This is a genomic window from Streptomyces sp. NBC_01515 (assembly GCF_045040345.1).
Lineage (GTDB): Bacteria > Actinomycetota > Actinomycetes > Streptomycetales > Streptomycetaceae > Streptomyces.
The window spans coordinates 9,279,262-9,300,751 of record NZ_CP109416.1; the positions used below are offsets into that span (position 1 = coordinate 9,279,262).

General features: G+C 69.6%; 21 protein-coding genes and 1 pseudogene. 12 read left to right on the plus strand and 10 right to left on the minus strand.

Annotated features, from left to right (window positions below):
- Nucleotides 1-13: 13 nt before the first annotated feature.
- From OG407_RS41385 to OG407_RS41420, 8 genes are all read left to right on the plus strand, one after another.
- Entirely contained in the window at nucleotides 14-1,015 is a 1,002-nt protein-coding gene (locus OG407_RS41385; RefSeq protein WP_405865405.1) for a proline racemase family protein, read from the plus strand.
- Between the two features lie 69 nt (nucleotides 1,016-1,084).
- Nucleotides 1,085-1,780, plus strand: coding sequence for a GntR family transcriptional regulator (locus tag OG407_RS41390; protein WP_405865407.1), 696 nt, complete (start codon nucleotides 1,085-1,087; stop codon nucleotides 1,778-1,780).
- A 92-nt stretch (nucleotides 1,781-1,872) separates the two neighbouring features.
- Nucleotides 1,873-2,871 (plus strand): LacI family DNA-binding transcriptional regulator, encoded by a 999-nt coding sequence (locus OG407_RS41395; RefSeq protein WP_403585941.1) that lies wholly within the window; start codon nucleotides 1,873-1,875, stop codon nucleotides 2,869-2,871.
- A gap of 110 nt (nucleotides 2,872-2,981) precedes the next feature.
- Nucleotides 2,982-4,328 carry an extracellular solute-binding protein gene (locus OG407_RS41400; protein ID WP_327399967.1) on the plus strand — a complete coding sequence of 449 codons (1,347 nt, stop codon included), beginning with the start codon at nucleotides 2,982-2,984 and terminating at the stop codon, nucleotides 4,326-4,328.
- Between the two features lie 4 nt (nucleotides 4,329-4,332).
- On the plus strand, nucleotides 4,333-5,289 hold the full coding sequence (locus OG407_RS41405; RefSeq protein ID WP_405865410.1) for a carbohydrate ABC transporter permease: 957 nt from the start codon (nucleotides 4,333-4,335) through the stop codon (nucleotides 5,287-5,289).
- On the plus strand, nucleotides 5,286-6,161 hold the full coding sequence (locus tag OG407_RS41410; protein WP_327399965.1) for a carbohydrate ABC transporter permease: 876 nt from the start codon (nucleotides 5,286-5,288) through the stop codon (nucleotides 6,159-6,161). The genes OG407_RS41405 and OG407_RS41410 overlap by 4 nt, the downstream gene beginning before the upstream one ends.
- A gap of 40 nt (nucleotides 6,162-6,201) precedes the next feature.
- Nucleotides 6,202-7,803, plus strand: a complete 1,602-nt coding sequence (locus tag OG407_RS41415; protein ID WP_405865412.1) for a glycoside hydrolase family 13 protein — start codon at nucleotides 6,202-6,204, stop codon at nucleotides 7,801-7,803.
- A 66-nt stretch (nucleotides 7,804-7,869) separates the two neighbouring features.
- Entirely contained in the window at nucleotides 7,870-10,050 is a 2,181-nt protein-coding gene (locus OG407_RS41420; protein ID WP_405865414.1) for a discoidin domain-containing protein, read from the plus strand.
- Here the strand turns inward: OG407_RS41420 and OG407_RS41425 are convergent.
- From OG407_RS41425 to OG407_RS41455, 7 genes are all read right to left on the minus strand, one after another.
- Nucleotides 10,040-10,846, minus strand: a complete 807-nt coding sequence (locus tag OG407_RS41425; protein ID WP_327399962.1) for an ABC transporter ATP-binding protein — start codon at nucleotides 10,844-10,846, stop codon at nucleotides 10,040-10,042. The two genes, OG407_RS41420 and OG407_RS41425, sit on opposite strands and share 11 nt — an antisense overlap.
- Nucleotides 10,847-10,866: 20 nt before the next feature.
- Complete coding sequence (locus OG407_RS41430) at nucleotides 10,867-11,646, minus strand: ABC transporter permease (RefSeq protein WP_405865417.1); 780 nt, start codon at nucleotides 11,644-11,646, stop codon at nucleotides 10,867-10,869.
- A complete protein-coding gene (locus OG407_RS41435; protein WP_405865419.1) occupies nucleotides 11,643-12,416 on the minus strand; it encodes an ABC transporter permease in 774 nt (257 codons plus the stop codon). The genes OG407_RS41430 and OG407_RS41435 overlap by 4 nt, the downstream gene beginning before the upstream one ends.
- Entirely contained in the window at nucleotides 12,413-13,381 is a 969-nt protein-coding gene (locus OG407_RS41440) for an ABC transporter substrate-binding protein (protein WP_405865421.1), read from the minus strand. The genes OG407_RS41435 and OG407_RS41440 overlap by 4 nt, the downstream gene beginning before the upstream one ends.
- A 217-nt stretch (nucleotides 13,382-13,598) precedes the next feature.
- Nucleotides 13,599-14,534: a PDR/VanB family oxidoreductase gene (locus OG407_RS41445; RefSeq protein WP_405865423.1), complete on the minus strand. Its 936-nt coding sequence runs from the start codon at nucleotides 14,532-14,534 to the stop codon at nucleotides 13,599-13,601.
- Complete coding sequence (locus OG407_RS41450) at nucleotides 14,531-14,710, minus strand: hypothetical protein (RefSeq protein ID WP_327399957.1); 180 nt, start codon at nucleotides 14,708-14,710, stop codon at nucleotides 14,531-14,533. Before OG407_RS41450 ends, OG407_RS41445 begins: the two co-directional genes overlap by 4 nt.
- Nucleotides 14,707-15,771, minus strand: coding sequence for an aromatic ring-hydroxylating dioxygenase subunit alpha (locus tag OG407_RS41455; RefSeq protein WP_033281660.1), 1,065 nt, complete (start codon nucleotides 15,769-15,771; stop codon nucleotides 14,707-14,709). Before OG407_RS41455 ends, OG407_RS41450 begins: the two co-directional genes overlap by 4 nt.
- 596 nt (nucleotides 15,772-16,367) lie before the next feature.
- Between OG407_RS41455 and OG407_RS41460 the strand changes: the two genes are divergently transcribed.
- The 4 genes from OG407_RS41460 to OG407_RS41475 are packed head-to-tail and all read left to right on the plus strand — an operon-like array spanning nucleotide 16,368 to nucleotide 20,102.
- Nucleotides 16,368-17,252 (plus strand): hypothetical protein, encoded by an 885-nt coding sequence (locus tag OG407_RS41460; protein ID WP_405865426.1) that lies wholly within the window; start codon nucleotides 16,368-16,370, stop codon nucleotides 17,250-17,252.
- On the plus strand, nucleotides 17,249-18,475 hold the full coding sequence (locus tag OG407_RS41465; protein WP_405865428.1) for a hypothetical protein: 1,227 nt from the start codon (nucleotides 17,249-17,251) through the stop codon (nucleotides 18,473-18,475). Before OG407_RS41460 ends, OG407_RS41465 begins: the two co-directional genes overlap by 4 nt.
- Nucleotides 18,472-18,921, plus strand: a complete 450-nt coding sequence (locus tag OG407_RS41470) for an effector-associated constant component EACC1 (protein WP_405865430.1) — start codon at nucleotides 18,472-18,474, stop codon at nucleotides 18,919-18,921. Before OG407_RS41465 ends, OG407_RS41470 begins: the two co-directional genes overlap by 4 nt.
- Nucleotides 18,918-20,102: a caspase, EACC1-associated type gene (locus tag OG407_RS41475; protein ID WP_405865432.1), complete on the plus strand. Its 1,185-nt coding sequence runs from the start codon at nucleotides 18,918-18,920 to the stop codon at nucleotides 20,100-20,102. The genes OG407_RS41470 and OG407_RS41475 overlap by 4 nt, the downstream gene beginning before the upstream one ends.
- Before the next feature lie 55 nt (nucleotides 20,103-20,157).
- Here the strand turns inward: OG407_RS41475 and OG407_RS41480 are convergent.
- From OG407_RS41480 to OG407_RS41490, 3 genes and pseudogenes are all read right to left on the minus strand, one after another.
- Nucleotides 20,158-20,241: pseudogene (locus OG407_RS41480) on the minus strand (DNA-binding response regulator); the annotation flags it as partial.
- 61 nt (nucleotides 20,242-20,302) lie between these two features.
- Nucleotides 20,303-20,617 carry a hypothetical protein gene (locus OG407_RS41485; RefSeq protein ID WP_405865434.1) on the minus strand — a complete coding sequence of 105 codons (315 nt, stop codon included), beginning with the start codon at nucleotides 20,615-20,617 and terminating at the stop codon, nucleotides 20,303-20,305.
- 97 nt (nucleotides 20,618-20,714) lie between these two features.
- Nucleotides 20,715-21,476, minus strand: a complete 762-nt coding sequence (locus OG407_RS41490; protein WP_405865436.1) for an MIP/aquaporin family protein — start codon at nucleotides 21,474-21,476, stop codon at nucleotides 20,715-20,717.
- Between the last annotated feature and the right edge of the window lie 14 nt (nucleotides 21,477-21,490).

The window sequence follows — 21,490 nt, forward strand, 5'->3', positions numbered from 1 at the left end:
CACCAGGAGCGTCATGCGCAGCAAACTCGTCCTGCACGCCGTCGACTCGCACACCGAGGGCATGCCCACCCGCGTGATCACCGACGGCATCGGCACGATCCCCGGCGCGACCATGAACGAGCGGCGGCTGTACTTCCGCGAACACCGCGACCGGATCCGGCAGTTCCTGATGAACGAGCCGCGCGGCCACTCCGCGATGAGCGGTGCCATCCTCCAGCCGTCCACCCGCCCCGACTGCGACTGGGGCGTCGTCTACATCGAGGTCTCCGGCTATCTGCCGATGTGCGGGCACGGCACGATCGGCGTGGCCACCGTGCTCGTCGAGACGGGCATGGTCGAGGTCGTCGAGCCGGTCACCACGATCCGGCTCGACACCCCGGCCGGACTGGTCGTCGCCGAGGTCGCCGTCGAGAACGGCGCCGCGAAGAACGTCACCCTCAAGAACGTCCCGTCGTTCTCCGTCGGCCTGGACCGCGAGATCACCCTCGCCGACGGGCGGACGGTGACATACGACATGGCGTACGGCGGGAACTTCTACGCCATCCTGCCGCTGGACCAGTTCGAGCTGCCCTTCGACCGGGCCCGCAAGGACGACATCATCAAGGCGGGCCTGTCCCTCATGGAGGCGATCAACGACCGGGACGAGCCCGTCCACCCCGAGGACGACTCCATTCGCGGCTGCCATCACGTCCACCTGTACGCGCCCGGCGCCACCGCGCGGCACTCCCGGCACGCGATGGCGATCCACCCGGGCTGGTTCGACCGCTCGCCCTGCGGCACGGGCACCAGCGCCCGCATGGCGCAGCTCCACGCGCGCGGTGAACTCCCGCTGCACACCGAGTTCGTGAACGAGTCCTTCATCGGCACGCAGTTCACCGGACGGCTTCTCGACACCACCGAGGTCGCCGGTGTCCCCGCCGTCCTGCCCAGTTTCACCGGACGTGCCTGGATCACCGGCACCGCCCAGTACCTGCTCGATCCCGCCGATCCGTTCCCGGGCGGATTCATCCTCTAGATCGGGGATAATTGCCGGTCACGCGTGACATTGCACCGTGTGTGACATTGCACCACTAGGAGACCTCCGATGGCCGTCCAGCGAGCCAGCGCCCCGCCCACCACCGCTCCGGATCTGCCCACGCTGGGCGGCAAGAAGAGCAGCTACCGCGAGCGGGTCGTCGACGCCCTGCGGGCCGCGATGATCGCGGGGGAGCTGCGGCCGGGCGAGGTGTACTCCGCGCCGACGCTCGCCGCCCGCTTCGGTGTCTCGGCGACCCCGGTGCGCGAGGCCATGCTGGACCTTGCGAAGGAGGGGCTGGTCGACACCGTCCCGAACAAGGGGTTCCGGGTCACCGCCGTCTCGGAGAAGCAGCTCGACGAGTACACGCACATCCGCGCGCTGATCGAGATCCCCACGGTGGTGGGGCTGGCCGGGACCGCCGACCCCGTCTCGCTGGAGGCGCTGCGCCCGGCCGCCCGGGAGATCGTCCACGCGGCCGTGGCCGGTGACCTCATCGCGTACGTCGAGGCGGACACCCGCTTCCACCTCGGCCTGCTCGCGCTTGCGGGCAACGCCCACCTCGTCGAGGTCGTCGGTGATCTGCGGGGGCGTTCCCGCCTCTACGGGCTGACCGCTCTCGTCAAGGCGGGTCGGCTGCTGGCCTCCGCGCAGGAGCATCTGGAGCTGCTGGACGCGCTGTTGGACCGCGACAAGGGGGCCGTGCGTGAGATCATGACCCGGCACCTGGGACACGTCCGCGGACTGTGGGCGGCCCACGACTGACCGGGGCCGGGAGCCGTACGGAGTCGTGATCGACTTCATTCGACCACCCCGTAACGCAAACCACTTGCGTATCTTGCGCTATTCTTGCGCACATGACGCGACGACTTGCTGAGGTGGCGAAGAAGGTCGGGGTCAGCGAGGCCACGGTCAGCCGGGTGCTCAACGGCAAACCCGGAGTCTCCGAGCCCACCCGGCAGGCGGTGCTCTCCGCCCTGGACGTGCTCGGCTACGAGCGGCCCACGCAGTTGCGCGGGGAACGCGCGCGGCTCGTGGGTCTGGTGCTGCCCGAGCTGCAGAACCCCATCTTCCCCGCCTTCGCCGAGGTGATCGGCGGCGCGCTCGCCCAACTCGGCCTGACCCCGGTGCTGTGCACCCAGACCAAGGGTGGCGTCTCCGAGGCCGACTACGTGACCCTGCTGCTCCAACAGCAGGTCTCCGGCGTCGTGTTCGCCGGCGGGCTCTACGCGCAGGCGGACGCGCCGCACGACCACTACCGGCTGCTCGCCGAGCGCAACATCCCGGTCGTCCTGGTCAACGCGGCCATCGACCACCTCGGCTTCCCCGCCGTGTCCTGCGACGACGCGGTCGCCGTCGAGCAGGCCTGGCGGCACCTCGCCTCCCTCGGCCACGAGCGCATCGGCCTCGTCCTCGGCCCCGCCGACCACATGCCGTCCGCACGGAAGCTGGCCGCCGCGCGTGCCCTCGCGGCCGACCTGCCCGACGAGTTCGTCGCCCGCGCCATCTTCTCCATCGAGGGCGGCCACGCCGCCGCCTCCCGGCTCATCGACCGGGGGGTCACCGGCATCATCTGCGCCAGCGACCCGCTCGCCCTGGGCGCGGTAAGGGCCGCCCGCCGCAAGGGACTTGACGTCCCGTCACAAATTTCTGTCGTGGGTTACGACGACTCCGCCTTCATGAACTGCACCGAGCCCCCGCTGACCACCGTCCGCCAGCCCATCGAGGCCATGGGCCGGGCCGCCGTGGAACTCCTGAACTCACAGGTCGGCGGCACCGCCGTACCGGCCGAAGAGCTGCTCTTCGAACCGGAACTGGTAGTGCGTGGTTCCACCGCGCAAGCCCCGCGCGGCTGATAGTCACCGCGCTGTCGAATAATTACAGATTCTGCGCGACATCTTGCGGACAGGTGTCGGCGGTGCTTGAGTGTGCGGCGCCCACCGCTCCTGCCCAGAGGGGTCCACCGATGAGAAGCACCGGGTTCCGCCGCACCTTCGCCGCGATCGGCGTCTGTTCTCTCGCGCTCACCGCCGCCGCCTGCGGGTCCGGCGACGACTCGGCGAGTGGCAAGACACGCATCACGGTCAACTGCGAGCCGCCCAAGAGCGCCAAGGTCGACCGGAAGTTCTTCGATTCCGATGTCGCGGCCTTCGAGAAGAAGAACACGGACATCGACGTCGTCACCCATGACGCGTTCCCCTGCCAGGACCCGAAGACCTTCGACGCCAAGCTCGCCGGCGGCCAGATGGAGGACGTGTTCTACACGTACTTCACCGACGCCAAGCACGTCGTCGACATCAACCAGGCCGCCGATCTCACGCCGTACATCAAGGAGTTGAAGAGTTACGACACGCTGCAGAAGCAGCTGCGTGACATCTACACCGTCGACGGCAAGATCTACGGCATCCCGCGCACCGGCTACTCGATGGGCTTGATCTACAACCGCAAGCTCTTCCAGCAGGCCGGCCTCGACCCCGACAAGGCGCCGACGACCTGGGCCGAGGTCCGGGCCGACGCCAAGAAGATAGCCGCCCTCGGCAACGGCACCATCGGCTACGCCGACTACAGCGCCCAGAACCAAGGGGGTTGGCACTTCACCGCCGAGATGTACTCGCAGGGCGGCGACGTCGTCAGCGCCGACGGCAAGAAGGCCACCATCGACACGCCCCAGGGCCACGCCGTGCTGCAGAACCTGCACGACATGCGCTGGACCGACAACTCGATGGGCAGCAAGCAGCTCCTGGTCATCAACGACGTGCAGCAGCTGATGGGTTCGGGCAAGCTCGGCATGTACCTCTCCGCGCCGGACAACATCCCGATCCTGGTCAAGGAGAAGGGCGGCAACTACGACGACCTCGCCCTCGGCCCGATGCCCGGCGGCCAGGGCACGCTCATCGGCGGCGACGGCTACATGTTCAACAAGCACGACACGCCCGCCCAGATCCGCGCCGGCCTCAAGTGGCTCGACAGCATGTTCCTCACCCCGGGCAGCGGTTTCCTCGGCGACTACGCCCGCGCCAAGAAGGCCAACGCGCCTGTGGGACTGCCCGAACCGCGCCTGTTCACCGGGGCCGCCGACGCCAAGGACCAGCAGGTCAAGAAGGCCAACTCCAATGTCCCGGTGGCCAATTACCAGGCCTTCCTCGACGGCAACCAGTCCCTGCAGATGAAGATCGAGCCGCCGGACGCCCAGCAGATCTACTCCGTGCTCGACGGAGCCGTCTCCGCCGTCCTCACCAAGAAGGACGCGAACATCGACCAACTCCTCAAGGACGCCTCCGGAAAGATCGACGGCATCCTGGCCCGGGGCTGACCCGATGACCCGGACGGCCACCCGGAGTCCCGTCGAGCCGACGGCGGAACGACAGGTCGAGGCGCCGCCCCCGGCAGGGGGCCGGGGGCGGCGCCGCCTCATCGACCAGGCCCGTGCCTACGCCTTCCTCATCGGCGGCCTGATCTGCTTCGCCCTGTTCTCCTGGTACCCGGCGATCCGCGCGGTCGTGATCGCCTTCCAGAAGTACACGCCCGGCTCCTCGCCCGAGTGGGTCGGCACCGCCAACTTCACCCAGGTCTGGCACGACCCCGAGTTCACCGCGGCCTGGCGCAACACCCTCGTCTTCACCCTGCTGGCCCTGCTCATCGGCTTCGCGATCCCGTTCGTACTCGCCCTCGTCCTCAACGAGTTGAGGCACTGGAAGGCCTTCTTCCGAGTCGTCGTCTACCTCCCGGTGATGATCCCCCCGGTGGTCACCGCCCTGCTGTGGAAGTGGTTCTACGACCCGGGAGCGGGCCTCGCCAACGAGACGCTGCGCTTCCTGCACCTGCCCACCTCGAACTGGTCCAACGGCACCGACACCGCTCTCATCTCCCTGGTGATCGTGGCCACTTGGGCCAACCTGGGCGGCACCGTCCTGATCTACCTGGCCGCACTCCAGTCCATCCCCGGCGAGCTGTACGAGGCCGCCGAACTGGACGGCGCGAGCCTCCTGCAACGCGTCCGGCATGTGACGGTCCCTCAGACCCGGTTCGTCATCCTGATGCTGATGCTCCTTCAGATCATCGCCACGATGCAGGTGTTCACCGAACCGTTCGTCATCACCGGCGGCGGACCGGAGAGCGCCACCGTCACCGTCCTCTACCTGATCTACAAATACGCCTTCCTCTACAACGACTTCGGCGGCGCCTGCGCGCTCAGCGTGATGCTCCTCGTGCTGCTCGGCGTCTTCTCGGCCCTCTATCTGCGGCTGACCCGCTCCGGAGAGGACGACCTGTGACCACCCGCACGCTGCTCTCCCCGGCGACCCTCGCCCGGCCGCGCGGAAAGGCCGTCTACTGGACGGTGTTCACCGGCGTCGTCGTGCTCTTCGCGCTCGCCTTCCTCTTCCCCGTCTACTGGATGGTCACCGGCGCGATGAAGTCGCCGGACGAGATCGCGCAGACCCCGCCCACGATCATCCCCAAGCACTGGCACCTCAGCGGCTACACCGACGCCTGGTCCCTGATGCAGCTCCCGGAGCACCTGTGGAACACGGTCGTCCAGGCCGCCGGCGCCTGGGCGTTCCAACTGGTCCTCTGCACGGCCGCCGCCTACGCCCTGTCCAAACTCAAGCCCGCCTTCGGCAAGTTGATCCTCGGCGGCATCCTGGCGACGCTGATGGTCCCGGCCCAGGCACTCGTCGTACCGAAGTACCTGACCGCCGCCGACCTCCCGCTGATCCACACCAGCCTGCTCAACAGCCCCCTCGGCATCTGGCTCCCCGCCGTCGCCAACGCCTTCAACCTGTATCTCCTCAAGCGGTTCTTCGACCAGCTCCCGCGCGACGTCATGGAGGCCGCCGAGATCGACGGCGCCGGGAAACTCCGCATCCTGTGGTCCATCGTGCTGCCCATGTCCCGGCCCGTGCTCGGCGTCGTGTCGATCTTCGCGCTCGTCGCCGTCTGGCAGGACTTCCTGTGGCCGCTGATGGTCTTCTCCGACACCGACAAACAGCCGATCAGCGTGGCACTCGTCCAGCTGTCCCAGAACATCCAACTGACCGTGCTCATCGCCGCGATGGTGATCGCGAGCATCCCCATGGTCGCGATGTTCCTGGTCTTCCAGCGGCACATCATCGCCGGGATCAGCGCGGGCAGCACGAAGGGCTGACACCGCCCCCTTCGACGCCCCCGACAGAAAGGCCAGCACCGTGGGACAGCCCACCCCTGCCCAGAGCCAGGACGACTGGTGGCGCTCCGCCGTCATCTACCAGGTCTACGTCCGCAGCTTCGCGGACGGCGACGGCGACGGCACCGGCGACCTCGCGGGCGTCCGCTCCCGACTGCCGTATCTCGCCCAACTCGGCGTGGACGCCCTGTGGTTCAACCCCTGGTACCTGTCACCGATGAAGGACGGCGGCTACGACGTCGCCGACTACCGCGCCATCGACCCGGCCTTCGGCTCGCTCGCCGAGGCGGAGAAACTCATCGCCGAGGCACGGGAGTTGGGCATCCGCACGATCGTCGACATCGTGCCCAACCACGTCTCCGACCAGCACCCGTGGTTCCGTGCCGCCCTCGCCGGCGGCCCCGAACGCGACCTGTTCCACTTCCGCCCCGGACGCGGCGCACACGGTGAACTCCCGCCCAACGACTGGCCGTCGCAGTTCGCCGGCTCCACCGAACCCGTGTGGACCCGCCTCCCCGACGGCGACTGGTACCTCCACCTGTTCACCCCCGAACAGCCCGACCTCAACTGGGCCCACCCGGCGGTGCGTCAGGAGCACGAGGACATCCTGCGCTTCTGGTTCGAGCGCGGCGTCGAGGGCGTCCGCATCGACTCGGCGGCGCTGCTCGCCAAGGACCCCGCCCTGCCCGACTTCGTCGAGGGCCGCGACCCCAACCCCTTCGTCGACCGCGACGAACTCCACGACATCTACCGCTCCTGGCGGGCCGTCGCCGACGAGTACGGCGCCGTCTTCGTCGGCGAGGTCTGGCTCCCCGACACCGAACGCTTCGCCCGCTACCTGCGCCCCGACGAACTGCACACCGCCTTCAACTTCGCCTTCCTGTCCTGCCCTTGGGACCCGGAGCGACTGCGCGCCTCGATCGACGAGACCCTCGCCGAGCACGCCCCGATCGGCGCGCCCGCCACCTGGGTCCTGTGCAACCACGACGTGACCCGCACGGTCACCCGCTACGGCCGCGCCGACACCGGCTTCGACTTCGCCACCAAGGCCTTCGGCACCCCGACCGACCTCGCGCTGGGCACCCGGCGCGCGCGGGCGGCCGCCCTGCTGTCGCTGGCCCTGCCCGGAGTGGTCTACCTCTACCAGGGGGAGGAGCTGGGGCTGCCCGAGGTCGAGCTGCCCGTCGACCGCATACAGGATCCGATGTACCTCCGGTCCGGCGGCACGGATCCCGGCCGTGACGGCTGCCGGGTGCCGCTGCCCTGGGCCGAGGGAGCACCGTACGCGGGCTTCGGTTCGCGCGGTGAGCCGTGGCTGCCGCAGCCGGCCGGCTGGACATCGTATGCGGTCGACCGTCAGCAGCGGACCGTCGACTCCATGCTCAACCTCTACCGCGACGCGATCCGCCTCCGGCCGGTCTTCGGCGACGGCCCCCTCACCTGGCTGCCCGCCCCCGAAGGCGTCCTCGCCTTCGCCCGCGCGGAGGGCGTGATCTGCGTGGTCAACCTCGCCGACGCACCCGCCGACCTTCCCGTCCACACCCGACTTCTGCTGACCAGCGGTCCCCTGGACGACCAGGGACGCCTGCCGCGGGACACGGCCGCCTGGCTGCACACCGCATAGCCGCCGGCCCTCGGCCGTCACCCTGCATCCGCTATCCCCGCACCCCCACCTCGAAGGGATCAGCACATGCACAGCACCACCTTCCGATCTGTCAGGCGCATGCCAATCATCGGTACGGCTGTCGCGCTCGCCGCCGGCACGCTCGTCGCCCTGACCCCGGCCGCCGCCCACGCCGCCTCGGGCGCCTCCCTCCCCTTCACCTCCGTCGAGGCCGAGTCGGCCACCACCAGCGGGACCAGGATCGGTCCCGACTACACCCAGGGGACCCTCGCCTCCGAGGCCTCCGGACGGCAGGCCGTACGGCTCACTTCCGGGCAGCGCGTCGAGTTCACCGTGCCGCGCGCGGCCAACGCCGTGAACGTGTCCTACAACGTCCCGGACGGCCAGAGCGGCAGCCTCGACGTGTACGTCAACGGCGTCAAGATCAGCAGGACGCTCGCCGTCACGTCCAAGTACTCGTACGTGGATACGAGTTGGATCGCGGGCGCCAAGACGCACCACTTCTTCGACAACTCCCGCCTCCTGCTCGGCCAGAACGTGCAGCAGGGCGACAAGGTCGTGTTCGTGTCGACGGGCACCCAAGTCACCGTCGACGTAGCCGACTTCGAGCAGGTCGCCGGGGCCGCCGCGCAGCCCGCCGGTTCGGTGTCCGTGGTCTCCAAGGGCGCCGACCCCAGCGGTTCGGGCGACTCCACCCAGGCCTTCCGCGACGCCATCTCCGCCGCGCAAGGGGGAGTGGTGTGGATCCCGCCGGGCGACTACCGCCTCACCTCCTCCCTCAGCGGTGTGCAGAACGTGACGCTCCAGGGCGCCGGCCAGTGGTACTCGGTCGTGCACACCTCGCGCTTCATCGACCAGTCCAGCTCCTCCGGCGGCGTCCACATCAAGGACTTCGCCGTCATCGGAGAGGTCACCGAACGCGTCGACTCCAACCCCGACAACTTCGTCAACGGGTCGCTGGGGCCGGGCAGTTCGGTCTCCGGTATGTGGATCCAGCACCTGAAGGTCGGCCTCTGGCTGACGGGCAACAACGACAACCTCGTCGTCGAGAACAACCGCATCCTCGACACCACCGCCGACGGCCTCAACCTCAACGGCAGCGCCCACGGCGTCATCGTCCGCAACAACTTCCTCCGCGACCAGGGCGACGACTCCCTCGCCATGTGGTCGCTCAACTCCCCGGACACCAACAGCAGTTTCGAGAACAACACCATCTCCCAGCCGAACCTCGCCAACGGCATCGCGGTCTACGGCGGCACCAACATCGCGGTCAGGAACAACCTGGTCTCCGACACCAACGCCCTCGGCAGCGGCATCGCGATCTCCAACCAGAAGTTCCTCGACCCCTTCTCCCCACTCGCCGGGACCATCACGGTCGACGGCAACACCCTCGTCCGCACCGGCGCGATCAACCCCAACTGGGGCCATCCCATGGGCGCGTTGCGCGTCGACTCGTACGACAGCGCGGTCAACGCGACGGTCAACATCACCAACACGACCATCACCAACAGCCCGTACAGCGCCTTCGAGTTCGTGTCCGGCGGCGGGCACGGCTACTCGACCGGCAACGTCACCGTGAGCGGTGCGAGCGTGCAGAACACCGGCACGGTCGTCGTCCAGGCCGAGGCGCAGGGCGCCGCCAAGTTCAGCAACGTGCAGGCCACCGGCGTCGGCGCGGTCGGCATCTACAACTGCCCCTACCCGTCCGGCTCCGGGGCCTTCAGCCTCACCGACGGTGGCGGCAACTCCGGCTGGAGCAGCACCTGGTCGGACTGCTCGACCTGGCCGCAGCCCGGACAGGGCAACCCGCCCCCGGACCAGAACACCAACCTCGCCAAGGGCCGCCCCGCCACCGCGACCGGCTCGCAGGACGTCTACACGCCGGGCAAGGCGGTCGACGGCGACGCGAACACCTACTGGGAGTCCGCCAACAACGCCTTCCCGCAGGCCTGGACGGTCGACCTCGGCTCCAACCAGGCAGTGCGCAGAGTGGTGTTGAAGCTGCCGCCGTCCTCCGCGTGGGGCGCCCGCACGCAGACGCTGTCCGTGCTGGGCAGCACCGACGGCTCCGCCTACTCGACCGTCGTCGGCTCCACCGGCTACCGCTTCGACCCGGCGACCGGGAACACGGTCACCGTGGCCCTGCCGAGCGGCACGAACCTGCGCTACCTGCGGCTCAACGTCACCGCCAACACCGGCTGGCCCGCAGGGCAGTTGAGCGAAGTGGAGGCCTATCTCACTTCGTGAGTCGGTCCTGAACCGGAAGCGTCCCGCGCTTCGCCGCCTGGATCTGCTCGTACACATGGGTCCGCAGTTCGGCGAAGCGCGGGGCGACCCGGGTGTGCAACTGGTCCCGCTCCACGGGCAGATCGACCTTCAGCTGCTCCTGCACCACGGTCGGCGACGCCGACAGCACGACCACCCGCTCGCCCAAGTACACGGCCTCGTCGATGTCGTGGGTCACGAACAGGATCGTGATGCCCCGCTCCCGCCACAACCCCCGTACCAGATCCTCCAGATCGGCCCGGGTCTGCGCGTCGACCGCCGCGAACGGCTCGTCCATCAGCAGGACTTCGGGCTCGTACGCCAGCGCACGCGCGATCGCGACCCGCTGCTGCATCCCGCCGGACAACTGCCACGGATACGCCCCCGCGGCCTCCGTCAGCCCCACCGACTCCAGCGCGTCCGCGACCAGCTCACGCCGTCGCGCCTTCGACAAGTTCTTCTGCTTCAAGGGGAGTTCGACGTTCTCGCCGACCCGCATCCAGGGGAAGAGGCTGCGCCCGTACTCCTGGAACACGAACGCCATCCCGGGCGGCGGACCGCTCACCTTCCGTCCACCCAGGAGGACTTCGCCCGCGGTCGGGGTGAGCAGCCCGCCCATGCACTTCAGCAGAGTGGTCTTGCCGCAGCCCGACGGGCCGACGAGACAGACGAGTTCGCCGGCGTCGACGGTGAAGGTGAGGTCCCGCACCGCCTCCACCCGGCGGCCGGAACCCTCGTAGACCTTCTTCAGGCCGGATACGTCGAGTTGCGCGTGCATGGACCGCCCTTTCACGATGTTCACGGGGTTCGGCGGGCGGCCTCGCGCAGGCCGTGGTACCAGCCGAGCACCCGCCGCTCGACCACCTGGAAGACGACGGAGAGCAGGAACCCCAGCATCCCGAGGACGAGGATGCCCGTCCACATGTCCGGGATGGCGAAGCTGCGTTGGAACTGGACGATGGTGAAGCCCAGCCCGTCGGTGGCCGCGAACATCTCGCTGATGACCATGAGGATGATCCCGATGGACAGCGCCTGGCGCAGCCCCGCGAAGATCTGCGGGCTCGCCGAGCGCAGCACCAGCGTGCGCAGCCGGGCGACGCCCGTGACGCCGTAGGAGAGGGCTGTTTCCTTCATGACGGGGTCGACCGCGCGGACGCCCTCGACCGTGTTGAGGAGGACGGGCCAGACGCAGCCGCTCGCGATGACCACGATCTTCATCGTGTCGCCTATGCCCGCGAACAGCATGATGACCGGGACCAACACCGGTGGCGGGACCGCCCGCAGGAACTCCAGGACCGGTTCGCACACCGCGCGCACCCGGCGGTACGAGCCGATCACCGTGCCGAGCGCGACACCGACGACGGCCGCCGAGGCGTAACCCGCCGTGAGCCGCAGGACGCTGGGCAGGACGTCCGTCTTGAGGCGGGCGCCGGTCCATACGTCGGGGAAGGTCCTGAGAATCGTGCGCAGTGGTGGCCAGTACACGTTGGTGCTGCCGTCCGACGCCAGCCACCACAGGGCGATCAGCACGGCCGGCAGCGCGACCGCGAACAGCAACCGGAGCAGGATCCGCCTCACACCGCCACCTCCCCGCGCACCGACTGGTGCCAGGCCAGCGCCCGCCGCTCCACGGTGCGGGCGCCGACGTTGATGAGCAGCCCCAGCAGACCGGTCACCACGATCAGCGCGTACATCTCCGGTACCGCCTGCGAGGTCTGGGCGACCGCGATGGTCGCGCCCAACCCCGGTGCCCCGATGACCAGTTCGGCGGTGATGGTGAGGATCAGCGCGACGGCCGCCGCCAGCCGCACGCCGGTCATGACGTACGGCAGCGCGCTCGGCCACAGCACGTGCCGGACCCGGGCCCAGGTGCCGAGACCGTACGACCGTGCCGTCTCCTCGGCGACCGGGTCGACGTCCTGGACGCCGTAGAGGACCTGGATCAGGATCTGCCAGAAGGAGGCGTAGACGACGAGCAATAGCACTGAGCGGAGTTCGGTGCCGTACAACAGCACCGCGAGGGGGATGAGGGCGACCGACGGGATCGGGCGCAGGAACTCGATCGTCGACGCGGTCGCCTCGCGGAGGTGGGGGACGACGGAGAGCAGGACGCCGACGACGATGCCCGCGCCGACGGCGATCGCCAGGCCCAGGGCCCAGCCGGTGAGGGTGTCGCCGAGCGCCGACCAGAACGCGCCGTCCTTGAGTTCGTCCACGAATGCGGACGCGATCCTGCTGGTCGGCGGGAAGTAGGCCTCCTTGACGATGCCGACGCGCGGCACGACCTCGCCGAGGGCGAGGAAGGCCGCGAGTCCGGCCGCACCGAGTGCGGTGTTCAGTCCCCTCACGGAAGCAGCTTGTCCAGGTCGGGAGCCGTCTTGAAGAGGCCGTCCGTCACGCTCAGCTTCTCCAGCGTCTCGATCGACGAACGGTTGGGATCGGCGGGCCACTTGGGCAGGATCACCTTGGCCAGCACGCCGGCGGGGACCTTGGTGTAGGTGGCCACGATCTGCCGGATCTCGTCCGGGTGGGCGTCGGCGTAGGCCAGCGACTCGGCGGTGGCCTCCTGGAACTTCTTCACCACGGCGGGGTTCTTGGCCGCGTACGCCGTCGACGTGAAGTACATGGCGACGGTGAGGTTCGGCGCGACGTCCACCAGCGGCCAGGCGATCTGCTGGGCGCCCTGGCTCAACATGGTGGTGAGCGCCGGTTCGACGGCCATCGCGGCGTCGATCTGGCCCTTGTCGAGCGCGGCCGGCATCTGGTCGAAGGCCAGCTCCACGAACTTGACCTTGTCCGGGTCGCCGCCGGCCTTGCGGACGGATTCGCGTACGGCCGTCTCGTTGATGTTCTTCAGCGTGTTGACCGCGACCTTCTTGCCCTCCAGCTCCTTCGCCGACTTGAGGGAGCTGCCCTTCTTGACGACGAGGGCCCCAAAGTCCTTGCCGGACACGCCCGTTGAGGCGACACCGTTGGCGATGGCCTTCACAGGCACGTCGTTGGACTCGGCGAGCATCAGGGAGGTCATGTTGGAGAAGCCGAACTGGAACTGGCCGCTGACCACACCCGGCACGATGGCCGCGCCGCCCTGCGCGAGCGTCATCGACAGTTTCAGGCCGTGCTTGCTGAAGAAGCCCTCCTTCTGGCCGAGGTAGAGCGGGGCGACATCGACGATGGGGATGACCCCCACCTTGACCGTGGTGGTGCCGGTGGACGAACTCGTTTTGTCCGACGCTCCGTTGCCGGACGAACCGCAGGCCGACGCGGCGACCAGCATGGATCCGGCCGCGAGGCCGACGAGCAGACGACGCATGGCAACTCCTGTGCAGACGACGGTGTTCCGACAGGCTGTGCGCACACCGCACAGTGGTGCTCAACGGGTGTTGAGCGGGAACGTAGGGCCCCGTCGCGGCCAGGTCAATGCCTAGTGCTCACAATATTGTTGACAGTTACCGAAGTGCGTCCCTGCCATGTCGTGAAGTGCGCTCCTGCCGTGTCGTCCGGCGTCATTACGGATCCGGCCCGCGTCGTCACAGATCCAGGACGAGCCGCTTCCCCAGACAGCGCGAGACGCAGATGAGCATCGTCTCGCCGGCCGCCCGTTCCTCCTCGCTCAGCACCGAGTCGCGGTGGTCCGGGGTGCCGTCGAGGACATCGGTCTCGCAGGTCCCGCAGGTGCCCTCGGTGCAGGAGAACAGCACCTCGACCCCGGCGGCGCGCACGGTGTCGAGCACGGACACGCCCACCGGGACGGTTACCGTCTTCCCGCTCTGCTCCAGCACGACCTCGAACTCACCGTCCGCGCCCGCGACTTGGGCCTTGGGCTGGAACCGCTCGACGCGCAGGACGTCACCGGGGCACCGCGCCTCGACCGCGTCGAGCAGCGGCCCGGGACCGCAGCAGTAGACGAGGGTGCCGTCCGGAACGTCGTCCAGGACGGACGGCAGGTCGAGCAGTCCGACCTCGTCCTGCGGAGCGACGGTGACGCGATCGCCGTAGCGGCCCAACTCCTCCGTGAACGCCAGGGAGTTGCGGGTGCGTCCCCCGTAGAGCAGGTTCCACTCCGCGCCCGCCGCCTCCACCGCGGCGAGCATCGGGAGGATGGGTGTGATGCCGATGCCGCCCGCGACGAAGCGGTAGCGGGGGGCGGGCTCCAGCCGGAAGTGGTTGCGCGGGCCGCGTACCCGCACCTTGTCACCCTGCTCCAACTGCCCGTGTACGTACGCCGATCCGCCTCGCCCGTCGGGCTCCCGCAGTACCGCGATCCGCCAAGTCGTACGGTCGGCCGGGTCGCCGCAGAGTGAGTACTGGCGCTCCAGGCCGGGGCCGAGGAGGACGTCGATGTGGGCGCCCGGTTCCCAGGTGGGGAGTTGCTCGCCCAGCGGGTGGCGCAGGGTGAGGGCGAGGACGCCGTCCGCCGCGAACTCCCGTTGCGCTACGACGAGTTCGGCCTCGTAGCTGGTCATGCGTCGGCTCCCTGCGCATCGTCGACGGCGTGGCCGCGGGGGTGGGCGAGCATCCACTCCCACATCTCGATCGGGTCCTGGGACGTGTGCTCGCGCCCGCAGTGGCAGGTGCCGTGCAGGATGTCCGTCCCCGGCAGCCAGTCGATGCGGTAGACCTCGCCGGTCGGAGCGGTCACTGGACCTTCTCCACGGGCTTGGCGCCCTCCTCGACCAGTCGGGCGAGGATACGGCGGGCGGCGAGACCACCGGTGTCGATGTTGATGCTCAGCTCCTGATAGCCGCCGCGCTCCGAACCCAGCGTCTTCTGAAGGAGGTTGAGCGCGTCGACGTCCTGCATGACGACCGTGTGGTTGTTGCCGCGCAGGAACTCGGTGACCTCGGCGTCGTCCGTGGCCCAGTCGCGCGAGACCGCCCAGAAGTCGTACACCTTGCCGTCCGACGAGGGCGTGATGGCGTAGGTGATCTCGGTGTGGAAGCCGTTCGGGTCGCTGCCGTCCTCCTCGGGGAGTACGCCGACCGGGGCGATCCGGCTGTGCAGCAGATACAGGCACGGCGCGTGGTACTCGATGTCCTGCCAGCGGGTGATCCGCCCTTGTATTCCAGTGGACTTGGCGTAGAACGGCGGGCACTCGGCGTCACCCATGTGCCGGCTCACCCGTACGACGCCGGCGCCCTCGTCGACCTCGGTGGTGATCGGTGTCTCGGCGACCTCGGGGGAGCCGATGTAGCCGCCGTGCAGATACGTCTCGTGGGAGAGGTCGAGGAGGTTGTCGACGAGGAGGCCGTAGTCGGCGTCGATCGGTTCCATGCCGCTGACGGTGACCCACTCGGGGGAGGCGAGGTGCGGGGCGCGCGGGATGACCTGCGGGTCCGCGAGCGCAGGGTCGCCGATCCACACCCAGACCAGCGCGTCCTGCTCGACCACCGGGTACGAGGCGACGCGGGCGGTGCGGGGGATGCGTTTCTGCCCCGGCACGTACACGCAGGTGCCCGTCGTGTCGTAGGTGAAGCCGTGGTACCCGCACACGATCCGGTCCCCGTCGAGCCGGCTCTCGGAGAGCGGGAACCGGCGGTGCACACACCGGTCGTGGAGCGCTACGGCGGTGCCGTCGTCCTCGGTGCGGTAGAAGACGAGGGGTTCGCCGAGGATCGTCCGGCCGAGCAGGTCGCGACCTACCTCGTGGCTGTAGGCGGCTACGTACCACTGGTTCCTGGCGAAGGCGGTGGTGTGCGGCATGGCTGCGGCTCCCGTCATTGGGTGATGGCGACATCGTCCGGAAGGGCGTCACCGGGGCGCAATACCTCTTCCGTCTCACGGAAGGGGCGGGGGGAACTGCCTGTTCAGGGCGAGTGCTCGTCTGGGGGAGTGACATCAGGAGGGTGCCGGGCCGACGACCTTGCTGAGCGTTTTCCGGCGATGGTTGTGTCGAGTTTGGCACTCCCGCTTTGCGAACCATGGAAGTTCTGAGCATTTTGCGTCGACTATTGCACCGCAAACTGTCCGTATAGGAGCGGAAATTGCATCGTCGAATACCAGTCGTATTCGTCGGCTCGGGGGAGGGCTTAGGGGCGGGAATCGCGAGGAGGCTGCTGGATTGACGGACGCTGGGACGCGGCCGTCGACCCGCTGTTCGTCTCCCGGTGACACCCATAAGGCGCCGGCTGGTGGAGCGTCCGGCGATGGCCGAGGAGTCAAGGAATCCCGCGGAGGGGGCGCGCGTTTCACATTTCCGAAATTCCGCTTATCAGTTTCGGACTCTACGGCTCTTTTCGGTCAATGCTGTGCCAACCTGACGGTCCAGACGTGGACAGAGGTGGCGAGGGGGACGACCAATGTTCGTGGCAGACACCAATCCGCTGCCGGGCTGGCGCGGGGGCGACGGCAACGCCGCTTATCTCGACAAGACCTTGAAGTTCGGGGAGATCGAGACGCAGCTCAACGAGAGTACGCATTTCGGATTCCTGATGGGGCTGATGCTCCAGGGTCTTCTGGTCTCATTCTTGTTTTACATGGTGTGCGCGGTGATCGGCCTGTTCCTGCTCGTCGTCGCAGGCGTTGTGGGTCTGCTCTGGTTCGTGGTGTCCGGTTTCCTGTCGGTGGCGCTCTTCTGGGTCGTCCTGCTCTTCGCCCGGGTACCTGAGCCGATCGCCGAGTGGCGGGTATTGCTCGCCGAACGGTACGGCCGCCGGGACAGCGTCTATCACGGCATCCGGCAGGTGCTGCACACCCGTGGCTACCCGGTGCGGGTGGAGGAGCAGGAGGGACGGATGATCCTCAGGGAGAACACCTACTCCGTCTACATCTCCGTGTTCGCCTACGGCACCAGCCTGTACCTCGGCTGGATGATGTGGCGTTCGCGCCGGGGGTACCAGTTCATCGGGCAGTATCTCCGCGACATGCTGCAGGGCATCCAGGGCCGCAACCAGATCGAGTGGCAGATGCTGCGCAGTGAACGCGCCCGCGCACTGCGCGAAGCCGCCCACATCGCGTGCCGGGAGGGCCTGGCTGTTGCGCTCTCCGATACCACCCCGCCCACCCTGCCCGCCCAAGTCACCGGGCCGCAGCCTTCGTACGGCAGTGGCATCCCCGGTCCGGTGCAGGGGGCCTACGGTGTGCCGGGCACCGGCATGCCCGCCGCCGCACCGCAGATGCCGACCACCCCGCCCCAAGGACCGTACGACGGTGGCACCCGGGGCGGACCGGGCTGGCAGGGATGACCACGGCCCCGGACGGCTTCCTGGACCTGGCCGGACCCGGGGAGGCTTGGTGCGTGACCGGGGTCCGGCTGGAACCGGACCCCACCCTCGCTCGGGGCTCAGGGGCCCTGGGCCTGCCCGCCGAGGAACGCCGCCGTCGCGCCGTCCAGTTGGAGCGGGCCTGGCTCACCGAGGCCTGGGCCCCGGACGGCCGCTGCTGGGAACTGCGATACGGCCCCAGCGGGCGCGGCGACGGACGGCTCGGGTGTGTGCTGCTGGCGCGTGCGGCCGGGCCCACGCCCCGGGCGGCCCGCGCCGGGGCGCACCTGCTGCGTGAGCAACTCGGCAGGCTGCCCGGCTCGGTCCGGCGCATCCCGCTGGACGCCGGGCAGCTCATGGGTGCCCTGCGGCCCTGGGAACCGGCCGGGATGGTGGAGATCCGGCCCCGGGTGCACTGGAGCGCGATCCCACGCAAGGACGCGGCCTTCCCGTACGGCCTGTATGTGGACGCGCTCACGGCCGAGCCGGTCGTCTGGGAGCCGCTGTGGACCGAACTCACCCGGATCGACGGCCGATTCAGCCTCGGCGTACGGCTCGAACCGCTGGTGTGGCGGCAGCAGGACATGGCGATGGTGGAACGGCTCCTCGTCGAGTACACGGCGCTGGGACGCCCCGGCCGGTTCAACCCGGCCACCGGGTGGCAGGAGGAGTCCGTGCCCTTCGCGGAAGAGGCCGCGGTCCGCTACGCGCGGCTTCGGCAGACGGTGGACAACGGCCCCGGGTACCGGCTGCGGACCGCCCTGGCCTGTGCGGATCCGGCCGCGCTGGCGTCCGTCGCGCAGGCCGCGCAGGTGCTCGCCGCCGCGGTCGGCGGGGCGGGCGGGGCCGGGGCGGCCGTCGTCCGGCAGGTCAGCGATCCGGGCGAACACCGGGCCGCCTGGCGGGCGTTCACCCATCTGCACGACGAGTGGCTCCCCCGGGTGCGGCAGCAGGAGTTCCCGTACGGCTTGGGCGACTTCGAGCGGATGTTGGTCGACCGGGTCACGGTCGCCGAGGCGTCGGCCGCGTTCCGGCTGCCCGCCGAGACAGGTGGTCATCTGCCGCTGTTCTCCGTCTTCTCCGCCGGCCCGCCGGGCGGCACTCCGGCGCAGTCGGCCTGGCCACCCCCGTCCGCCGCCGGACTGCCGCTGCCGCCGCCCGGATTCGGTGGGTCGTCCGAGCCCCGGCAAGGAAGGACCCCGTGACCCACCTCGCCCTCACCTTCGACGCAACCCCGGAGGCGGCGAGCGAACTGCACCGGTCGCTCGCTGCCTGGCTGCGCACCGACGAACGGTTCCGCCGGTCCATCCGGCTGGTTGAGGAACCCCCACCGCCCGGTGCGCTCGGCGGTCTCGCCACGGCGGTCGAACTGGTCACCGCCGCGGGGCCGGTGCTCAGCGCGGCCGTCGGAGCCTTCGGCTACTGGCTGGGCCAGCGGATGACCGGCCACCCGATCAGCTTTACGGTCACCCTCGCGGACGGCAGCTCGCGGTCCTTCACGGCCGACCGGCGCGATCGGGAGCTGGTGCTCGCGGAGTTGGAGCGGTTCGTGGGGCTGGGGCAGGCAGGGCAGGCTGAAGCCGGGACCGGTCCGGGTTCTGAGCCCGGTCCCGACTCGGCCCCCGACCCTGCGTCCCCCGCCGTCCCATGACCCCGCCCCCCGCCTTCCGGCCCGCGTCCGAGAACACGCTCGCCGTGCTCGTCGGTACCGCCACCCACGTTCACCCGAGCGAGCTGCCCGCCGTACCGCAGGCCGCCCGGAACGTGCTGGCGCTGCATGACGCGCTCGCCGCCCCGCGGGGCAGCTTCGGGTACCCCGCAGGGCTCCGTACGGTCGTCGACCCACGTGACGCCGACGAGGTCGTCGACGCCTTGGTCCGGCCCCGGGAGGACGCGCCCCCGGACCGGCGGGACCCGGATGTCCTGCTCTTCTACTACGCCGGGCACGGCTTCGCCGACGCCGATGAGCGGCAGCTGCGCCTCGCGCTGCCCGCCACCCTCTCCACCCGGCGCGGTGACGGCCCCTCGCTGCCCATCCGCGAGGTCCTCGCGGCGATGGCCGCGAGCGGTGCCCGGCAGTGCGTCGCGGTGCTCGACTGCTGTTTCGCCGGGCTGGCCCTGCACGCACCGGAAGCCGCCCGGGTGCATCTGCTGACCGCCGCGAGCGAGGGCTACCAGGCAGGTTTCCTCGACGGCCGCCCCGACCTCCCGACCGCGTTCACCGGTGCTCTGCTGGACCTCCTGGCCACCGGCGTTCCCGACGAGGACCGCCACCTGCGCCTGGGCACCCTCTACCGGCGGCTCGCCGTCATCCTGCCCGCGTCCGACCCACCCCGCCCCGACCCTGCCCAGCGGACCGTCGACGACAGCGCCGACCTCGCCCTCGCCGTGAACCCCGCGCACGGCACCGCCCACACCCGGACCGGCCTGTGCCGCCGCCGCGACTTCGCCCTGCTGGCTCGGAAGGCGGCGCGCCGCGCCGCTGAACTCGACGACCGGAGCCGGTCCACGAGACGCCTGGCCCTGGCTGTCCACGAAGCACGGGCACTGACCGCCGACGCGACGGCAGCCCTGGGGAGGACCGACCCGGACACCCTCTACTACCGGGAGCTGCTGGGTGTTCTGCTCGGCGAGTCCGGCGATTCGGAGTCCGCGCGGGCGGTTCTCACGGAACTCGCCACCGACCTTGAGGCCGACGACCCTGGCCACGCGGAGCGCCTTGCGTCGGTACGAGCGCGCCTGACCCGTCGGAACACTGAAGAGCCTTCCCACCCGGGGGGACGAGGGTGGACCGGATCACAGCCTGCGGCACGGCCGGGAATACGTCCTTGAGGAGGAACCGGGTTGCCTCGATGCCGTCCATGACGGGCAGGCGTACTTCCATGAGCACCACGTCCGGCGGCGTGCGTCGCGGGAGGTCGACCACCTCCTGTCCGTTGGTGGCTTCGGCGATGACGTGGATGTCCGGCATCGTGTCCAGGAGCCTGTCGACGCCCCCTGGGCGTGGAGGCCGCCCGCGGTCTCGGCGAAGTTCAGGTGCGCCCGCAGCACGCGGATCGCGGAGGTTCGGGGCGTGCCTCCCGCCCTCGTGATCCGGTGCCGGTGCTCGGCCGCGCCTTGGCGATCGGTGCGCAGGGACACGTCTGGCGGTCGGTGGCGAGTCTGCCGTAACTGCCGGTGGTGTAGCGGCTGGTGAGGTTTCCGAGGAGGACGAGCGAGAGTTGCTGTTTGAGGTCTGTCTGGTGGGTGCTGTGGCGCGCGGTTGTCTGGCCCGAGTAGAGGCAGGCGTCCCCGTCGCGACGGGCGGCACGGCGCGGCGCGGCGCGGCAACAGGTCTTCCGCCTCACGGAGGGGGTTCGGTAGGAGTTTGCAGGGCTTCGGCAAGGGCGCCGGTAAGGGTTCCAACAAGAGCTTCGCCTACGAGTGGGGAGCCGACGCCGGTTCCTACGCGGCCGGTGCCCGCGCGGTCGTACGGCGGCGGGCGTGAACCCGGTTGATCACGACCGTCGCCGCGAGCGACCCGAGCACCGGGGCGAGCAGGTAGACGGGCAGGAGGGAGGGCGCCCCGGCGAACACCGCCGGCCCGAACTCCCTTGCCGGGTTGGCGATTCCACCGGACAGTGTGCCGAAGGCGATGATCTGGGTGGCGATCATCGTGCCGACCGCCCACGGGGTGAACGGGCCAAGTCGGCGGCTGGAGACGGCGATTCCGGCGACGCCGACGATGACGAACATCGTGGCGGTCTCGATCAGGGCGACGGAGGCCCAACTCCAGCCGGGGGCAGGGCGGATGACGGCGAAGTCCACCGCCGGGGAGGCGAACACCGGGCCCCAGACCAGTCGGCCCGCCGCGATGCCGAGCAGGGAGCCGATCAGTTGGCCGGCGATGTACGGCGCGACATCGCGGCCCGGGGTACGGCCGTAGCGCCACATCGCGAGGGTGATCGCCGGGTTGATGTGGCCGCCGGTGACCTTGCCCCAGGGGGAGAGCATGACGGCGGTGACCGTGTAGCCGGAGAGGGGGGCCACCGCGAGGAGCCTGCCCTCCGGGGCGTTCCACCAGCCGCCGGACGCCGGGTCGATGGTGCCCAGCAGCCAGCGGACCGTTGTCGCCACGATGAACAACATCAAGGCGGTCAGGGCGAGTTCGAGGGGTGCGGAGTGAAGTGTGCGCCACCACGGGAGACTTGGGGACGCTTGCTTCACTGCGGCTTCCTTCG

Bases quoted from the DNA above. Each gene is read 5' to 3' on its own strand.
- OG407_RS41385 (WP_405865405.1), top strand. From the start codon at position 14: ATGCGCAGCAAACTCGTCCTGCACGCCGTCGACTCGCACACCGAGGGC.
- OG407_RS41390 (WP_405865407.1), top strand. From the start codon at position 1,085: ATGGCCGTCCAGCGAGCCAGCGCCCCGCCCACCACCGCTCCGGATCTG.
- OG407_RS41395 (WP_403585941.1), top strand. From the start codon at position 1,873: ATGACGCGACGACTTGCTGAGGTGGCGAAGAAGGTCGGGGTCAGCGAG.
- OG407_RS41400 (WP_327399967.1), top strand. From the start codon at position 2,982: ATGAGAAGCACCGGGTTCCGCCGCACCTTCGCCGCGATCGGCGTCTGT.
- OG407_RS41405 (WP_405865410.1), top strand. From the start codon at position 4,333: ATGACCCGGACGGCCACCCGGAGTCCCGTCGAGCCGACGGCGGAACGA.
- OG407_RS41420 (WP_405865414.1), top strand. From the start codon at position 7,870: ATGCACAGCACCACCTTCCGATCTGTCAGGCGCATGCCAATCATCGGT.
- OG407_RS41425 (WP_327399962.1), bottom strand. From the start codon at position 10,846: ATGCACGCGCAACTCGACGTATCCGGCCTGAAGAAGGTCTACGAGGGT.
- OG407_RS41440 (WP_405865421.1), bottom strand. From the start codon at position 13,381: ATGCGTCGTCTGCTCGTCGGCCTCGCGGCCGGATCCATGCTGGTCGCC.
- OG407_RS41445 (WP_405865423.1), bottom strand. From the start codon at position 14,534: ATGACCAGCTACGAGGCCGAACTCGTCGTAGCGCAACGGGAGTTCGCG.
- OG407_RS41455 (WP_033281660.1), bottom strand. From the start codon at position 15,771: ATGCCGCACACCACCGCCTTCGCCAGGAACCAGTGGTACGTAGCCGCC.
- OG407_RS41460 (WP_405865426.1), top strand. From the start codon at position 16,368: ATGTTCGTGGCAGACACCAATCCGCTGCCGGGCTGGCGCGGGGGCGAC.
- OG407_RS41465 (WP_405865428.1), top strand. From the start codon at position 17,249: ATGACCACGGCCCCGGACGGCTTCCTGGACCTGGCCGGACCCGGGGAG.
- OG407_RS41475 (WP_405865432.1), top strand. From the start codon at position 18,918: ATGACCCCGCCCCCCGCCTTCCGGCCCGCGTCCGAGAACACGCTCGCC.